Here is a 17,613-nt window from a genome sequence, read left to right as displayed (position 1 = left end):
TTTGTTAGGAATTGGGGGAGAAGTCCTCTCCCTCAATTACCTTGAGATTTTTATGATTGACGCTACTCAACTAATGAATGTTTTTGTCAAAATATTTGTATTACTAAAGGAGTTGTATAACATGAGTTTAAAGAAAAAGTTATTAGCAGCCACAGCGGTGGCTACACTATTATTAACACAAGCAGTACCGGCTTTTGCAGCAGAAAATAATAATATTACTCGAAGTGGAAATCTGTCTATTGAGAAAGTATTGACTTTAGATGGGAATACAAATTTTGCTCCTGAAGAAATTTTTGAGTTTAGTATTAAACCATCAGATGTACAAATTGGAGAAAAAATTGATAATTTGATTGTAAAAAAAGGTCTTGATTTGAACAATACAGGCAATATTTCTAGTACATTTGCCAATACAGATAAGCCTATGGATGGAGAAAAAACAGTAAAGAAGACAGCAGAATACAATTTTGGTGATAAGGCTAATGTAACTTATCCAAGTAGTGATCCAGCAATCTATCGTTATGAAGTATCTGAAAATGCAGGTTCAAATGGTCCGGCTGTTACTTATGATAGTACAAAATATATTTTAGATGTTTATGTAAATGAAAAAGCAGAGGTAGTAGCGTTGGTTGCATACGAGTTAGGTGATAATGGTGAGCCTAAAGCGGAAAAAGTACCTTTGAGATTTGATAACAGATATGACACAGAAACCTTAGCTATTGATAAGAAAGTTGAGGGTGTATCCGGTGAAGTTGATAAAGATTTCCAATTCACATTAACTGTAGAAGAAAGTAATACTCTTAAAACCGGTACATCTATCACTGCAACTAAGACAGATAAAGATCAACAAGCAAGTACAGACGCAGTTGTAGTTGGTACAGCAAAACAATTCAATTTAAAAAATGGTGAAAAATTTGTACTTGCTGATCTTCCTGTAGGAACAAAATATACTATAACTGAAACAGATGTAGAGGGTTATACAAAATCATTGTCTCATACAGTGAGTGAAGAACAAAAAGATGTAGAGGGTGGATTTGTAATTAAAGATGGAGCTAATACAGTAACATTTACAAACACAAACAACACGATCACCCCAACAGGACTGATCATAACGGTAGCGCCATATGCAGCAGGTTTAGCTTTAGTCGCAGGTCTTGGCGTTCTTCTTGTTGCTAAAAAAAGAAAAATAACTGAATAAAAATTTTGCCATTATGGAATTAGAAGCTACAGGTGTAAAAGCGTGTGGCTTCTATCAAGTTAAAGGAGGTGGCAAAAATATATGGGAATTGGCCAAACTAATCATAGAAAAAGATGGAAGTTGATAGTATTTGCGTTTTTATTCCTATTTTCTCTTTTGTACAGTGGAGTAAGTCATGTGTATGCTCAAGAAGTGGATGCCTTGGTGAATATCGAAGTACAAACAAAGCTTACGGTAAGTGATGGAGAGAATAAGGAACAGATACCAACGATTCCATTTAGTTTTGAATTGACAAGCGAAGATCCGAATGCTCCTTTGCCTCAGGCAAAACAGGTAAGTATAAACGGTGAGGGAAAAGTAAACTTTTCTATCCTTTTTGACAAAGCAGGTATATTTGATTATCAAATTCATCAAATTACACAAGAAGAAAAAGACTGGACACTTGATCATAAAATCTATGATGTAACTGTTCAGGTAAAGGCTGATGGACAGGGAAACCTTATCCCTGCTGTGGTTGGTAATGCTCAGGGCAGTACGGAAAAAGCAGGAAACTTTGTATTTAATAATCACTATACAAAGAAAGCAGAAATCCCAAACCCAAGTATTTCGGAAAATCTAGGTAAACTGAACTATAAAAAGTCGGGTACTATGCCAAAAACAGGGGATATGACAAACTCAACGTTATATGCATATATAGGTTTAGGTATTTTATCAGTAGCTCTGTTATTACTGATATATAAGCGCAAAAGAAAAGAAACCGTATGAACATTAGAGAAAGTATAGGTGAAGATGGAAAAAGAAGCTGTAAAAAAGAAACAGTCGAATTTATTGGGCTATTTCCTCATGAAACTTACGATTTTTTCTGTTGTTATCATATCCATGTTTGTGTTTGTATTTGGTGTTCATTTCAATAAAGGCGAAGCCATGTACCCAAAGGTGCGTGATGGAGATGTCTTGATTTATTATCGCTTAACCAATGATTTTCAGCTTGGAGATGTCATACTCTACAAGAGCGGGGATCAAGAGGCAGTCGGAAGGATCGTGGCAAAAGAAGACGATACGATTGAACTAAACGGTGACGGGCAGCTTCTTGTCAATGGAAATATCCAGCAGGAAGAGATCTTCTTTCTAACGCAGGCAATGCCTGGAGGCATTACTTATCCATATAAAGTAGAGAAAAATAGTTGTTTTATTCTATGTGATAATAGAGAGCATGCCAGCGACAGTCGATTTATCGGTGCTGTATCAAAAGATGACATCAAAGGAAAGGTTGTTAATCTTTTCAGAAGGCGAGGCATCTGATGGACAGCATGGGAAACAAAATCATAAAAATAGCGAATAAAGGTTTAAATGCTGTGATTGCTCTTGTTGTCTTTATCGTTCTAACCTACAGTCTGCTTGGACTGTGGGATATTTATATGATCTACAAGGGGGCAAATAACAGCGACATCATTTCAAGTTTTAAGCCGAAAGGAACAGTAGATGACGAACTGTCATTTGCCGAGTTGCAAAAAATCAATCCAGATGTATGTGCATGGCTCACGATCGCTGAGACGAAGATCGACTATCCGGTAGTACAGGGTAAGAACAATATGGAATATATCAATAAGGCGGTAGACGGGAGTTTTTCCTTATCAGGCAGTATCTTCCTAGATTACAGGAACAAACGTGATTTTAAGGATGATTATAGTCTTGTTTATGGACATCACATGGAAGGGGAGATGATGTTTGGAAGTCTGGTATCTTTCTTAGAAGAAGAGTTCTTTAATCATCATCTGAAAGGAATCCTCTATCAATCCGATGGGACAAAGACGATAGAAATCTTTGCCTGTGTGGAAAGTGATGCCTATGATATGGTCTTGTTTCAACCGATTGGAAGCGATCAATCTTCCAAACAAACATTATTAAATAGAATAAAGGAAAAAGCAGTGCAGTATCGAAATATTTCGTTACAAGAAAATGAGGATATTATCGGACTGTCGACCTGTTACAATACGAAAACAAATGGAAGAATTCTTGTGTTTGGAAGAGTAGTAGAAAGTTAGTAATACAAGAACACTTGAGAAAGAGGAAGGAGGAAACGTTTGATGAATCAAAAGAGAAAGTACAGTATTTTTCTTATTCTCTTAGCTATGATTATACCTCTTTTTGCAAATTTTGTACCTCAAAAACATGTATATGCAGAAGAAACACTAGACATTAATCAATTCTACGGAACAAGTATGGAAACGACTGCGAAAATTCAAAATGATCAAGGTCAAGAGTACAAGTTGATGGATCCTCTTTATATCCAATATCCAAATCAAACGGAGCAGCTTCGAGTTGCCTATTGTATCGAAAAAACGAAAGCATTTCCTTTGATAAACGAGCAGATTAACTATGAAGGCAACAGATATGATGTCGAGCAGGATCCTACTGAAGAATTTAATAAAGTTGGTGCTCAAAGTTTAGATACTCCTAGAGACAATTATGTAACCGCTACTCAAGGCATCAGAAATGCTTTATATAGAGGGTATCCGATTGATGCAGATAATTTGCAGGATACGTATCAATTATCGGATCATGAGTTTTGGCATATTACCCAAATGGCGATTCATTACTGGTCGGATACTGAATACAATCAACATAACGATCCTTTTACTGCCCATTCACCTTATGAATATGGCATATATAACGATTTGAGAAAAGCAAAAGGACTACCTAGTTTATCTGAACCTTATAACCATTTAATTGGTAAGGGGACAGGCAATATGTCAACTGCTCCTAATGATATGCAGTTACTATTATTTATTCCTCAAGATGGAGCAAGAAATCAGCAAGGACATGAGTATCAACGTATGATATCAGCTGACTTTAAAGAAAGAGAAATTCAATTCAAAAAGGTTGATGAAGATGGCAAAGCAATCCCTAATGTGGAGTTTACGATACAAAGGCAGCCGGATTTTTTGACTACTCTACCACAATTATTCAATAAAAGTTATTTTGATGAATATCGTTTCACAACAGGTGATAATGGTACGATCAAAACCGTAGTTAAAGGTAATAAATATGATGAAGATGGTAATTCTTTAGGAGTTATTTTTGGCAATTATGTCTTGACAGAGGTAAATACGCCAAGCGGCTACCAAGGTCTGACAGGGCCCATTACTTTTACCGTTATACAAAATCGAACAGGGCAGCCGGAAATCAAAATAGACGATCAAACACATCCTGATCGGAACAAGATAAAGTTTGAAACCAATTATGATCAGCAAGGAAACTATCAAAGAACAACAAAGGGCTTTACCATTCAGGTAACAAACGAAAAGAAAGGTTTTGAATTTAAGTTTAAGAAGACAGACGCTAAGTCAGCTCCTCTTGGGGATGCGACCTTTGACATTCTAAGAAAAGATGATCAAACACAAGTTACGAGCTTTACATCAGATGAGAAAGGTGCCTATCAATCCGTCATACTTCCTGAGGGGAGTTATATCCTTAAGGAAAGCAAGACACCTGATACCTATCAGACGATGCCGGAGTTAGAGTTTAGTGTAAGTAACCAAGGTGTTTTAACTTTTACTGACCAAGAATTGTCTAAGAAATATGTGACAACACAAAGCGGCCCTGAGAAAAAATATGATATTAAAAATATACCGAAGATTGATGAACCACAAGCAACCATCAAGACACAGGTGGAAGTGAATGGTAAAAAGTCGGAACAAGGAAAGCCTGTTACTGTAAAGACAGACGGTAAAGATACTGTTATTAGTTTTACCGATCATCTAACCTATGAGGGACTTGTTGCCGGTGAAGAATATACGATAACCGCGTATCTGTATGAAAAACATCCGGACGGTTTGGTAGTGGATAACTCTAATAATTTTAATGAAATTGGTAAGAAACTTATCCCCATAACGATTAGGGCAGAAGAGGGAAGGAATACAATTGATGTAAACTTTCCGAGAGTAACCGTAAAACCGGGAGTAAAGTATGTTGTAATGGCAAAAATTCGATCAAATAGCGATATAGAGTTTGTTGATGGAACTAGAATACACACAATTAATCATGATAATCCGGATGACAATTTACAGACCTTCTACGGAGCAGTTAAAAATCCGGGGTCTAGTATTTCAACAGTCGTGGAAGTAGATGGTAAAAAGTCTACAGAAACGCAGCCTTTGCAATTGGATATTACATCGGATAAGACAAGGGTCAATGTAACCGATCATTTGACATACGAAAACCTGATTGCAGGAAAAACGTATGTTGCCACTGCCTATCTATGGGAAATAAAGGAAGATGATTCAAAAGTAGATCCGACTAAAAATATCCCCCTTAATAGATTTGTCAGTCAGGAATTCATAGCCAAAGAAAGTGGCGGAATGGAAGACTTGGTATTCCAAAACTTAGAACTTTCTGCCGGTTCAACCTATGTTGTAACACAAACGCTTACTTCCAAAGAGGATATTCCTCTAGAAGCAGGATTTGGACCGCATAAGGTAGAACATAATTTGAATTTGCAAGATAAGGCACAGACCTTTACGATTAAGCAAGTGCCAAAGCAGACCTTAACTGTTGAAAAGAAGGTAACAGGGTTTAGTGGAGATAAGACCAAAGAATTTACCTTTAACCTAACGGTAAATCCTGACCAATACCTGAAGGATGGCGATAAGCTAACTGCTACACTTCATAAAAAGTATGGAGAGACTACAACCAAAACAAACCAAGAAATAACCGTAGGCACAAAATATCAATTCAAGCTAAAAGATGGGGAATATCTTGATGTGCAAGGACTGTATGAAAACTCGACCTACACCTTAAATGAAGCGGAGTTTGGACAAGAAGGTTACAAAACAACCGTTACGGTAAATGATAAACTAAAAGATAATGCACAAACAAATACCACCTACATGATTGTGAAAGGTGACAATAAAGTAGTATTCACCAACCATAACGGTAAAATCGTACCGACGGGAATTTTGCTCAATAGTGCCCCTTATCTGGCAGGTGCGGCATTTGTAGCACTTTTAGGAATCATCTTACGATTATCAAGGAGAAGAAAGAAACTAAAGTAGTATATGAAAAAGTAAATGGATAATTGTTTTGATCGTAATGAGAGAAACAAGATTCTTCGGCATTTAGCGTTGGTGTAGAAAATACAGATGAAAATTTAGGATTATCTTAGTTGGAGGACTTTCTATGATAAAGGCATAGGAGTCCTCCATTAGTAGAATAAGCAAATGAAGTTATAGGTTTTGTTGCAGTGCTTTTGTGAAGGTGACAATAAGAACGGGATAATGAGTGAATATGTTAGACAGGAGTTGGAGTAACGGTTTTGGAAATGATCTAACTACTGATAATTTTACAGCAGATAGTGCAGGATTGAGCCAGTTTCCCCTTGAAAATATGATGTTGACAAACCAGAGGAACCGGTTGTGATAGTGAATCCAGAATATTTGGCAGAACAAGATCAACGGTAAGTGGAATTAAGAGAAAAAGAAGTTGTCCTAGTAATCTATTCAGACAATTTACAGATACTTTACTGGGAACCGATGTGGTGAAAAAAGTGGAATAACTCTCGATAATCCATATTTCTTCATTCAACTTAAGTACCAGTGACACAGAGATGTATTTATATTATTTAAAGAGAATGAGTTAGGAATGGATCCAAACAAAGTCAGCCAACTACTAATAACTGGTGATATGACAAGTCCATTAGGATTACTCGGCGTCTGTATTTTATTGATGGAGGAATGTATGAGTAAGAAAACATATTGGTTTATAAGTATATGCGGTGTGATGACAATCGCTTGTTTACATGGTCAGACTATTTATGCGCAGGAAAATACCAATAGTCCATTGACCGAAGAAACTGCTGTTTTGATTTCCGAAGGTAAGATTCGTCTAGAAGACGGAAGAGTAGATTCTCTTTTATATAAGGGGAATATTTTGTCTCCCGATCAGGATGATGATGGGGACGGGTTATTAAATGCTGAGGAAATCTACACATATTTCAAAGATGGAAGGCAGTACTATGGTTATTGCAGTCATCCATTGGTGTTTGATACGGATGGTGATGGACTTTCGGATCAGGAGGATCCGCAGGCTTTAGAATGGACTATCAGCACAAGAGATATGGTCTTATTTATGGAATTGACTTATCGGGATGATGATTATATCCAGAAAGTATTAGATTCTGCTCAGGAGTTGACAGAGTTGTATGAGAATCGCTCAGAATATGCAATGATGCATAAGGAACTGTCCCGCTTTTGGCAAGTGAAAGAGACCTATCATCATGATAATGGTTTTGATGCGGTTCTTTATGAAACTGCCAGTATCTACCCTTACCTAAAGGATCATACAGTTCAAGTGTTGGGGATTAGAGGTACAAAAGGAATTGATGATGCAGATGATGATCTTGCGATTTTCTTTGGAACCGATCCTGAGCAGGCTAATGATATTGTTACGTTAATAAACGAATATTCCAAGGAGCCAAGTATTACAAATCTGTATGTGACAGGTCATTCCCTGGGTGGGTATCTGGCACAACGAGGATTGATTGAAGCAAGAAAAAAAGGGTATGATGGGTATAAACAATCCTACACCTTTAATGCACCAAAAATCACAGGGAATGCGTTTAACAATTGGTTGTATGAGCTGGCGGATGAAGGGGATGAATTGACCAGACAGGGAGAAGCTGTTCATTATATTGTGGATAATGATGGAACTGTTCACATGGTAGGAACTTTTGAAGGCGCTATCAGTGTTGGGAGATCTTCTAATGGTCATGGATCCAGAACGTACTTTGAAGAGCTGGTTAATGACTTGCCGGGCTTTTCTGTTGGAAAACGTAAAGGCATGAATGGTACAGGCTATGAAGAGGAAGTCCTGAAACGTTTGACTTTTAATGAAATAGTCACCGACAGTCAGGTGTATACAGAGATCACTGTACAGCCAGAGAAAGTGACAGTAGGAAATCCAGTGGATTTGACAGATAATCTCAGTCATGTACCAAAGGATGGAAAACGGAAAGATATAACGGATTATTCTTCCATAGATCTCACTAAGGCTGGGAACTATACAGGAAAAGTCCGTGTTACTTTTTCTGATATGAGCGAAAAAGAGTTTGATGTGCCGATTTTCGTTACTGAGAAAGCGGAGCGTGTTCCTAGAGAGATCTATGTACGAAACGGTGGCATAGCCGATTTAAGTGGAGATGGTTCAAAAGAAGTGCCTTATGGCAGCCTTTTATATGCTCTTGAACAGGCAAACGATGGTGATACCATCATCTTAACAGAAGATATTGCGTTAAATGGGACAAAAGACCTTGTGATAGAAAAAGAGGTTACTGTTGATGGTAAAAATTATGGGATTTATTTAAGGGGGCAAAATGTTGTTTTAGAAAGTGATGCTGTCTTTAAAGATCTTGGTTTGAAATTTTTGACTGATGGGGCAATTGATCTGGAAGAGTTGAAGATTGGAAAAATTATCGTTAATGATTATACATTGACCATGGATCATGTAAACACTTTAGTAGGAAAGAACCAAAATGATGATCGACCAATGTTGGTTGCAGGAAGTATAGATAATACAAAATTTAAAGGCGATGGAGCAAAAATCAAGATAATCCATTCCACTTCCGAAACTCGATTTAAGAGTATTGTTTTAGGAAATCTGTCTGGAGAAAAACAGACGGTTACAGAATTGGAAATCGATGGTTTCGCAAGCTCTGATTTTGGGATCATGGCTTCCAGTTTTGACAAAGAACCAATCCGTAATGATGTGACCGTTCGATTGGATGGCGGAAAGATCACACAGCTTGTGCAGGGAAATCAGGCTTCGGCAGTTCATGTGACTGTCGGTAAGAATCAAAGTATCTATGGGGCTCGTTTTGACCAGATCACTGATCTGTTGTTAGAAGAAGGCGCAACGTTAACGTTAGCTGATGATCCGCAAAATCTGGGTAAGGTGATCGTAAAAACAGGTGCTAGTCTGAATTTACAGGATTCGCCGGAGACAAAAGTAACAAGTATCGAGACAGAGGGAACGATCACCATCGATCCGAATCAGAATCAGCTGATCGTGACGGATGGAATTACAGGGAAAGGACATTTTCGTATTCAGGCATGGGGAGGCATTCCGGATTTGGAGAAAGAGATCATTCATTTTCCAAATGGAGAACTAAGTGATATCCATGCGGATATTTGGAATCCGCTTTATGAACTGCATAAGCAGACGACAGGTTATCGTTTAGTGGAAACACCGGAACCTTCAACGGAAACGAAACAGTATACACCGAAACTACCGTCGGAAAAACTGGAAGTAGACAATCCAGACAATCTTTCACAGGAGGAAGAAGCCGCACTGATCGAAGCCGTACGTGAAACCAACTGGGGCTATTTACCGGATACTGTGGATTATTGGATTGAGCCGCAGGAAGGATTGATTGTACTTTATGAGGATCATTCGGAAGATATTCTTTTATTGAATCAACTGGTCACTCGAAAAAAAGAAGTGCCGGATCTTCCGGAAGAACCGATCAGCTCCGGAATCGTGATTGAGGAAATCCCAAGTATCCCAGCAGAGAATATTTTAGTAGAGGAAGTCTATCAAGGAGATCCGGTCACTTTAGAGGATAACATTCAAGGATTACCGGAAGGAAGTGCAGTAGAAGTAGTGGAAGCAATCACTAGTGAAAGTGCAGGAAGATTTGAAGCGAAGGTGAAAGTAACCTTTAAGAATGGATCCAGTCGAATGGTAACAGTGCCGGTAATAGTGAAGGAACGGATCAGTGCTAGCGTATTGGAGGAAATCCCAAGTATCCCAGCAGAGAATATTTTAGCAGAGGAAGTCTATCAAGGAGATCCGGTCGCTTTAGAGGATAACATTCAAGGATTACCGGAAGGAAGTGCAGTAGAAGTAGTGGAAGCAATCACTAGTGAAAGTGCAGGAAGATTTGAAGCGAAGGTGAAAGTAACCTTTAAGAATGGATCCAGTCGAATGGTAACAGTGCCGGTAATAGTGAAGGAACGGATCAGTGCTAGCGTATTGGAGGAAATCCCAAGTATCCCAGCAGAGAATATTTTAGCAGAGGAAGTCTATCAAGGAGATCCGGTCGCTTTAGAGGATAACATTCAAGGATTACCGGAAGGAAGTGCAGTAGAAGTAGTGGAAGCAATCACTAGTGAAAGTGCAGGAAGATTTGAAGCGAAGGTGAAAGTAACCTTTAAGAATGGATCCAGTCGAATGGTAACAGTGCCGGTAATAGTGAAGGAACGGATCAGTGCTAGCGTATTGGAGGAAATCCCAAGTATCCCAGCAGAGAATATTTTAGTAGAGGAAGTCTATCAAGGAGATCCGGTCACTTTAGAGGATAACATTCAAGGATTACCGGAAGGAAGTGCAGTAGAAGTAGTGGAAGCAATCACTAGTGAAAGTGCAGGAAGATTTGAAGCGAAGGTGAAAGTAACCTTTAAGAATGGATCCAGTCGAATGGTAACAGTGCCGGTAATAGTGAAGGAACGGATCAGTGCTAGCGTATTGGAGGAAATCCCAAGTATCCCAGCAGAGAATATTTTAGCAGAGGAAGTCTATCAAGGAGATCCGGTCGCTTTAGAGGATAACATTCAAGGATTACCGGAAGGAAGTGCAGTAGAAGTAGTGGAAGCAATCACTAGTGAAAGTGCAGGAAGATTTGAAGCGAAGGTGAAAGTAACCTTTAAGAATGGATCCAGTCGAATGGTAACAGTGCCGGTAATAGTGAAGGAACGGATCAGTGCTAGCGTATTGGAGGAAATCCCAAGTATCCCAGCAGAGAATATTTTAGCAGAGGAAGTCTATCAAGGAGATCCGGTCGCTTTAGAGGATAACATTCAAGGATTACCGGAAGGAAGTGCAGTAGAAGTAGTGGAAGCAATCACTAGTGAAAGTGCAGGAAGATTTGAAGCGAAGGTGAAAGTAACCTTTAAGAATGGATCCAGTCGAATGGTAACAGTGCCGGTAATAGTGAAGGAACGGATCAGTGCTAGCGTATTGGAGGAAATCCCAAGTATCCCAGCAGAGAATATTTTAGCAGAGGAAGTCTATCAAGGAGATCCGGTCGCTTTAGAGGATAACATTCAAGGATTACCGGAAGGAAGTGCAGTAGAAGTAGTGGAAGCAATCACTAGTGAAAGTGCAGGAAGATTTGAAGCGAAGGTGAAAGTAACCTTTAAGAATGGATCCAGTCGAATGGTAACAGTGCCGGTAATAGTGAAGGAACGGATCAGTGCTAGCGTATTGGAGGAAATCCCAAGTATCCCAGCAGAGAATATTTTAGCAGAGGAAGTCTATCAAGGAGATCCGGTCGCTTTAGAGGATAACATTCAAGGATTACCGGAAGGAAGTGCAGTAGAAGTAGTGGAAGCAATCACTAGTGAAAGTGCAGGAAGATTTGAAGCGAAGGTGAAAGTAACCTTTAAGAATGGATCCAGTCGAATGGTAACAGTGCCGGTAATAGTGAAGGAACGGATCAGTGCTAGCGTATTGGAGGAAATCCCAAGTATCCCAGCAGAGAATATTTTAGCAGAGGAAGTCTATCAAGGAGATCCGGTCGCTTTAGAGGATAACATTCAAGGATTACCGGAAGGAAGTGCAGTAGAAGTAGTGGAAGCAATCACTAGTGAAAGTGCAGGAAGATTTGAAGCGAAGGTGAAAGTAACCTTTAAGAATGGATCCAGTCGAATGGTAACAGTGCCGGTAATAGTGAAGGAACGGATCAGTGCTAGCGTATTGGAGGAAATCCCAAGTATCCCAGCAGAGAATATTTTAGTAGAGGAAGTCTATCAAGGAGATCCGGTCACTTTAGAGGATAACATTCAAGGATTACCGGAAGGAAGTGCAGTAGAAGTAGTGGAAGCAATCACTAGTGAAAGTGCAGGAAGATTTGAAGCGAAGGTGAAAGTAACCTTTAAGAATGGATCCAGTCGAATGGTAACAGTGCCGGTAATAGTGAAGGAACGGATCAGTGCTAGCGTATTGGAGGAAATCCCAAGTATCCCAGCAGAGAATATTTTAGCAGAGGAAGTCTATCAAGGAGATCCGGTCGCTTTAGAGGATAACATTCAAGGATTACCGGAAGGAAGTGCAGTAGAAGTAGTGGAAGCAATCACTAGTGAAAGTGCAGGAAGATTTGAAGCGAAGGTGAAAGTAACCTTTAAGAATGGATCCAGTCGAATGGTAACAGTGCCGGTAATAGTGAAGGAACGGATCAGTGCTAGCGTATTGGAGGAAATCCCAAGTATCCCAGCAGAGAATATTTTAGCAGAGGAAGTCTATCAAGGAGATCCGGTCGCTTTAGAGGATAACATTCAAGGATTACCGGAAGGAAGTGCAGTAGAAGTAGTGGAAGCAATCACTAGTGAAAGTGCAGGAAGATTTGAAGCGAAGGTGAAAGTAACCTTTAAGAATGGATCCAGTCGAATGGTAACAGTGCCGGTAATAGTGAAGGAACGGATCAGTGCTAGCGTATTGGAGGAAATCCCAAGTATCCCAGCAGAGAATATTTTAGCAGAGGAAGTCTATCAAGGAGATCCGGTCGCTTTAGAGGATAACATTCAAGGATTACCGGAAGGAAGTGCAGTAGAAGTAGTGGAAGCAATCACTAGTGAAAGTGCAGGAAGATTTGAAGCGAAGGTGAAAGTAACCTTTAAGAATGGATCCAGTCGAATGGTAACAGTGCCGGTAATAGTGAAGGAACGGATCAGTGCTAGCGTATTGGAGGAAATCCCAAGTATCCCAGCAGAGAATATTTTAGCAGAGGAAGTCTATCAAGGAGATCCGGTCGCTTTAGAGGATAACATTCAAGGATTACCGGAAGGAAGTGCAGTAGAAGTAGTGGAAGCAATCACTAGTGAAAGTGCAGGAAGATTTGAAGCGAAGGTGAAAGTAACCTTTAAGAATGGATCCAGTCGAATGGTAACAGTGCCGGTAATAGTGAAGGAACGGATCAGTGCTAGCGTATTGGAGGAAATCCCAAGTATCCCAGCAGAGAATATTTTAGTAGAGGAAGTCTATCAAGGAGATCCGGTCACTTTAGAGGATAACATTCAAGGATTACCGGAAGGAAGTGCAGTAGAAGTAGTGGAAGCAATCACTAGTGAAAGTGCAGGAAGATTTGAAGCGAAGGTGAAAGTAACCTTTAAGAATGGATCCAGTCGAATGGTAACAGTGCCGGTAATAGTGAAGGAACGGATCAGTGCTAGCGTATTGGAGGAAATCCCAAGTATCCCAGCAGAGAATATTTTAGCAGAGGAAGTCTATCAAGGAGATCCGGTCGCTTTAGAGGATAACATTCAAGGATTACCGGAAGGAAGTGCAGTAGAAGTAGTGGAAGCAATCACTAGTGAAAGTGCAGGAAGATTTGAAGCGAAGGTGAAAGTAACCTTTAAGAATGGATCCAGTCGAATGGTAACAGTGCCGGTAATAGTGAAGGAACGGATCAGTGCTAGCGTATTGGAGGAAATCCCAAGTATCCCAGCAGAGAATATTTTAGCAGAAAGGATGAATCAGAAAGAACCTACTGATAAGAAAAAAGAGATTCCTTCTGATAAAACTACAGAAGAGCGATTCCATGGAGAGCCTAAGTATGAAAAGAATCTTGCAATGTTAGGTGATGAAAGAAAACTACCTGAAACAGGAGATGTGTCTAATCTGTTTTCACTTTTAGAAGGAATTTTCCTTAGTTGTATAGCCGGTATCTTATTAAAATGGAATCATCGAAAGAAAATGTATGAAGATTGATGTTTTTCTATTTTTATAATTTGGAAGAAAGAAGTGCTTAGAAATAACGGCTTTTTGTCAATAAGGACTGATGAGTTGTGTAAAATCAAATGTGGGTCAGAATGAACCACATTCTGACCCAGAAATTATAGAGCCAAAATATACAGCAGTTATTAGAACAATCAATGAAGTTGTAAAAATCAAAATACGCATAAAGAGGATGTTATCTTAGAAAGATATTTATAAAATGTCAATGAAAATATCAAATTCACCTTATAAATATGGAGGTGTAAAGGTCATACAAATTCCATTTAAATTTGAATATTTTTATCTACTATAGAGGTTACCCTGGTCAATCAATAAATACTTTGTATCGACTACTGAAAAAAGAAAATCTTTTGATTAGCAATATATTTTCTTTTTTCAATTTATTCATATTAGCGCTCATAATAGATCTACAATCTAGTGAGTTATTTGAATATTGATTTTATCAACTTAAGTATATAGAATTAATTTGAAGACAATAAATCATCCTTCTCGAAAGCAGAAAAGCAATGAACAAAACAAGTAGTGAACTACTCACCACTTAGCTAAACCTAACGGTTCTTAACGCTTGAAGTGGGATCTTCTTGGGAATAGAGCGTACTTGCAAGTGTATTTCTTTACCTACAGCGGTGTCTCTTATTTACCAAGCTATCCCCGTAGTTCCTACGGTTCTTGATTATTCCTAAGCTAATGCTTGTATTCGTAGACCTTCGGTCAAAATATTTATACTAGCGTTGATGTCTCGATCGTGGTGCGTATGGCAAATAGGACAAATCCATTCTCGAATTTTGAGTGACTTCTTGCCGTCTCTGTGTCCACATTTTGAACAAATTTGACTAGATGGAGACCATTTATCTATCTTGATGATTTTCCGCCCGTACCAGTCAGCTTTATATTGTAATTTAGTCACAAAACTAGACCAAGAAACATCCGAAATACTTTTTGCTAGTTTATGATTACGCAACATACCTTTTGTGTTTAAGTTTTCAATACAGATAATATCGTGATTTTTGATAATTTCCGTACTCAACTTATTCAGAAAATCAGTACGTTGACTCATTACTTTTTCATGCAATCGTGCTACTTTACGTTTTTGTTTTTGATAATTTCTAGCTTCAAACAGATTGATACCTTCAGTAACCTTCATACCGAACGACATTCATCACCCACCTATAGAGGATGGGCGACTTCTGCCTGATTATGTAAAAAAACTAGATAGCTCGGATATTATTTCTTACTAAAAAATATATATTATTTAGGAGAGGGATAGAATATGGTAGCAGTATTCAATATTATTAGTCACATTGAATCGAATATCTCTAATATGAGTGATATGGAGGAAAGTGTTGCTAGGTTTTTCATATCAGAAGTGCATAAAGAGTCTGATTTGTCTGCTGAACATGTTTGTGAGATTGTCCATTGTTCTCTATCAGCATTGACACGATTTTCTAAAAAATGTGGATTTAAAGGTTATCGAGAGTTTATTTTTGAGTATCGTAATAGTCAAAAACAGCTAAATGAGAGAGTTAAGCATTTCAAAAATGATATTACTCCAAATATTTTTAAGGATTATGAAGATATTATTGAAAAAACTCAGTCGTTGATAGATGAAGAACAGTTAGAAAGAGTATCTAGTATGTTAGTGAATGCTTCGAGAATTTATTTATATGGTGCTGGTTTTTCTGGATTGGTTGCTAAAGAAGTTAAAATTCGTTTTGTTCGTTTAGGCTTGGTTACTGAGGTTATTCATGATTTGGATAATTTGGTCTGGACTAGTGGAATCATTGATTCCTCATGTCTAGTTATTGGTTTTTCGTTGTCAGGAGAATCAAGAATAGTAGTAAATGCTTTACAAAATGCCTCAAGAATAGGAGCAAGAAGTATTCTTTTAACAAGTAATTTAGAAGGAAGTAGTCATGTTGAAGAAGTTATTAAAGTAGCTTCGATAAGAAATCTTGATCAAGGAACTCGCATCTCTCCTCAGCTACCGATTTTGTTTATGATTGATATTATTTATGGGTATTTTTTGTCAGCTGATAAATCACATAGGCTTGAAATTTTTAACAGGACAGTTGTAAATCATGACGATAATGATAAAGTATTGAAAATGTTTCAGACAAAAGACTAAGAATTATTTTTTTATTTATTTTTTTATTTAATGTTTTATTTTAGAAATCAATTAGCAGTTTGTAGAAATTACTAGAGTTAATTAGATGATAAAATGTAAATATAGTGATACTAAAAAAATAGCATCTTAGGAGTGGAGGAATCCACTTCTTTTGGCTTTTTAACAGCTCTAGAAGGACTCACCACTCGTTAGTTCCTTAAAAGGTGCTTTTTAAATGACCACCAACCGCTCACATCCCTCTCTCTTTAACTATTTAAATGGATCTATGTACTCTTGTTTACTTAAACTCTTTCTTATTCGATCATCTGTTTCTTGTTCTCGAATATATTTTTCAATTGTTTTTTGATTTTACTCAACTGTACTCATGTAGTATCCCTTTAGATCAAAAGTTTTTATTCCCATACTTATATTTCAAATTCGTATGTTTTTCATGGATTAAGGTTGTACTTCGTCCTTTTAAGTAGCCCATAAAACTAGAAATACTAATCTTTGCGGTATTCTTACTAACAGTTGAATATGGTCAGGCATGGCATGCACTTCAATGATTTCAACGTCTTTCATCTCACACAATTTTGTTGCTATCTGCCCAATACTTACTTTTAATTTTTCATCGATACTTCGGGGGGAAGACTAGGTGAACCTCACAAATCCATCTTGTATGTGCTAAACTTTTATCGCTAAAGCTATTTTGTCCACGTGTAGAAACGCACGTTTTTTTTGTTTCGTACGCTACGCGAACGAAACTGACTAAAGTCAATAATTTAAAGGACTGAAGAATTAATTCTGATTCATCAGTCCTTTAAATTATAGAGCCTTTCTTTTTTATAATGCTAATTTACCAATTTGTGTGATTGTGTTGCTTATAATGTTGTAATAATTGATGTGTTCGAGATTTTTTCGATGTTTTTCATGAGAAATATCGCGTATTAATAAATTACTCTTCAGTAAAGATATTTTTGATTTGATCTTATCGCAATAAAACTATTTTCATCGTTTGATAAATAAGTTGTTTTTGAATAAAAGTAAAAACGATTTCCGTAAAATCGCTTTTTTTTTATTATTTTTTATAGGAAAATAAAATTGCAAACGATTACAGAAAGTAGAGTGGTAATATGGTTGTAAAATCAAAAAAAGAAAAATTTAAGTTGTTGATTAAAGATGGTATTGTTGTTTCTTGCCAGGCATTACCTGGAGAGCCACTTTATACGGAAGAAGGCGGTATTGTTCCACGGTTAGCTTTGGCTGCTGAACAAGCAGGTGCTGTTGGTATTCGTGCTAATTCAATTCGGGATATCCGGGAGATAAAAATGGTTACTAATCTTCCAATTATTGGAATTATTAAGAGGGAGTATCCGCCTCAAGAACCATTTATAACAGCAACTATGAAAGAGATAGATGAGCTTGTTGAAGAAGGAGTTGATGTTGTTGCACTAGATTGTACGAATAGAGAAAGATTTGATGGATTGAAAATTTCGGAATTTATTAGAAAGATAAAGGCTAAATATCC

Annotated in this window: 7 protein-coding genes and 3 pseudogenes; 8 read left to right on the top strand and 2 right to left on the bottom strand. The window is 37.8% G+C overall.

Annotated features, from left to right (window positions below; translation table 11 throughout):
• The first annotated feature begins 121 nt into the window (after window positions 1-121).
• From IGI96_RS18100 to IGI96_RS18075, 6 genes are all read left to right on the top strand, one after another.
• Window positions 122-1,195, top strand: a complete 1,074-nt coding sequence (locus IGI96_RS18100; RefSeq protein WP_438785485.1) for a DUF7601 domain-containing protein — start codon at window positions 122-124, stop codon at window positions 1,193-1,195.
• An 81-nt stretch (window positions 1,196-1,276) separates the two neighbouring features.
• The gene (locus IGI96_RS18095; protein ID WP_438785484.1) at window positions 1,277-1,960 is read left to right on the top strand and encodes a Spy0128 family protein; all 684 of its coding nucleotides are present in this window, start codon (window positions 1,277-1,279) and stop codon (window positions 1,958-1,960) included.
• Window positions 1,961-1,984: 24 nt separating this feature from the next.
• Entirely contained in the window at window positions 1,985-2,497 is a 513-nt protein-coding gene (gene lepB / locus IGI96_RS18090; protein WP_438785634.1) for a signal peptidase I, read from the top strand.
• On the top strand, window positions 2,497-3,240 hold the full coding sequence (gene srtB, locus IGI96_RS18085; RefSeq protein ID WP_438785483.1) for a class B sortase: 744 nt from the start codon (window positions 2,497-2,499) through the stop codon (window positions 3,238-3,240). The genes lepB and srtB overlap by 1 nt, the downstream gene beginning before the upstream one ends.
• A gap of 42 nt (window positions 3,241-3,282) precedes the next feature.
• Window positions 3,283-6,249 (top strand): SpaA isopeptide-forming pilin-related protein, encoded by a 2,967-nt coding sequence (locus IGI96_RS18080; RefSeq protein ID WP_438785482.1) that lies wholly within the window; start codon window positions 3,283-3,285, stop codon window positions 6,247-6,249.
• Window positions 6,250-6,931: 682 nt separating this feature from the next.
• On the top strand, window positions 6,932-13,954 hold the full coding sequence (locus tag IGI96_RS18075; protein ID WP_438785481.1) for a Rib/alpha-like domain-containing protein: 7,023 nt from the start codon (window positions 6,932-6,934) through the stop codon (window positions 13,952-13,954).
• A 706-nt stretch (window positions 13,955-14,660) separates the two neighbouring features.
• On the opposite strand, the pseudogene IGI96_RS18070 reads toward IGI96_RS18075, so the two are convergent.
• A pseudogene (locus IGI96_RS18070) lies at window positions 14,661-15,113 on the bottom strand (RNA-guided endonuclease TnpB family protein); the annotation flags it as partial.
• A gap of 138 nt (window positions 15,114-15,251) precedes the next feature.
• On the opposite strand from IGI96_RS18070, the gene IGI96_RS18065 reads away from it, so the two are divergent.
• Window positions 15,252-16,106: a MurR/RpiR family transcriptional regulator gene (locus IGI96_RS18065; protein ID WP_438785480.1), complete on the top strand. Its 855-nt coding sequence runs from the start codon at window positions 15,252-15,254 to the stop codon at window positions 16,104-16,106.
• Between the two features lie 249 nt (window positions 16,107-16,355).
• Here the strand turns inward: IGI96_RS18065 and tnpA are convergent.
• Window positions 16,356-16,755: pseudogene (tnpA, locus tag IGI96_RS18060) on the bottom strand (IS200/IS605 family transposase).
• A 463-nt stretch (window positions 16,756-17,218) separates the two neighbouring features.
• Between tnpA and IGI96_RS18055 the strand changes: the two are divergent.
• Window positions 17,219-17,613 (top strand): annotated as a pseudogene (locus IGI96_RS18055) (N-acetylmannosamine-6-phosphate 2-epimerase); the annotation flags it as partial.

The organism is Enterococcus sp. DIV0421 (assembly GCF_051713745.1).
Lineage (GTDB): Bacteria > Bacillota > Bacilli > Lactobacillales > Enterococcaceae > Enterococcus_D > Enterococcus_D casseliflavus.
The sequence above is the reverse complement of the archived record's forward strand: the minus strand, read 5'-3'. Positions and strand labels throughout refer to the sequence as shown.

Bases quoted from the DNA above. Each gene is read 5' to 3' on its own strand.
- lepB (WP_438785634.1), top strand. From the start codon at position 1,985: ATGGAAAAAGAAGCTGTAAAAAAGAAACAGTCGAATTTATTGGGCTAT.
- IGI96_RS18065 (WP_438785480.1), top strand. From the start codon at position 15,252: ATGGTAGCAGTATTCAATATTATTAGTCACATTGAATCGAATATCTCT.
- srtB (WP_438785483.1), top strand. From the start codon at position 2,497: ATGGACAGCATGGGAAACAAAATCATAAAAATAGCGAATAAAGGTTTA.
- IGI96_RS18100 (WP_438785485.1), top strand. From the start codon at position 122: ATGAGTTTAAAGAAAAAGTTATTAGCAGCCACAGCGGTGGCTACACTA.
- IGI96_RS18095 (WP_438785484.1), top strand. From the start codon at position 1,277: ATGGGAATTGGCCAAACTAATCATAGAAAAAGATGGAAGTTGATAGTA.
- IGI96_RS18080 (WP_438785482.1), top strand. From the start codon at position 3,283: ATGAATCAAAAGAGAAAGTACAGTATTTTTCTTATTCTCTTAGCTATG.
- IGI96_RS18075 (WP_438785481.1), top strand. From the start codon at position 6,932: ATGAGTAAGAAAACATATTGGTTTATAAGTATATGCGGTGTGATGACA.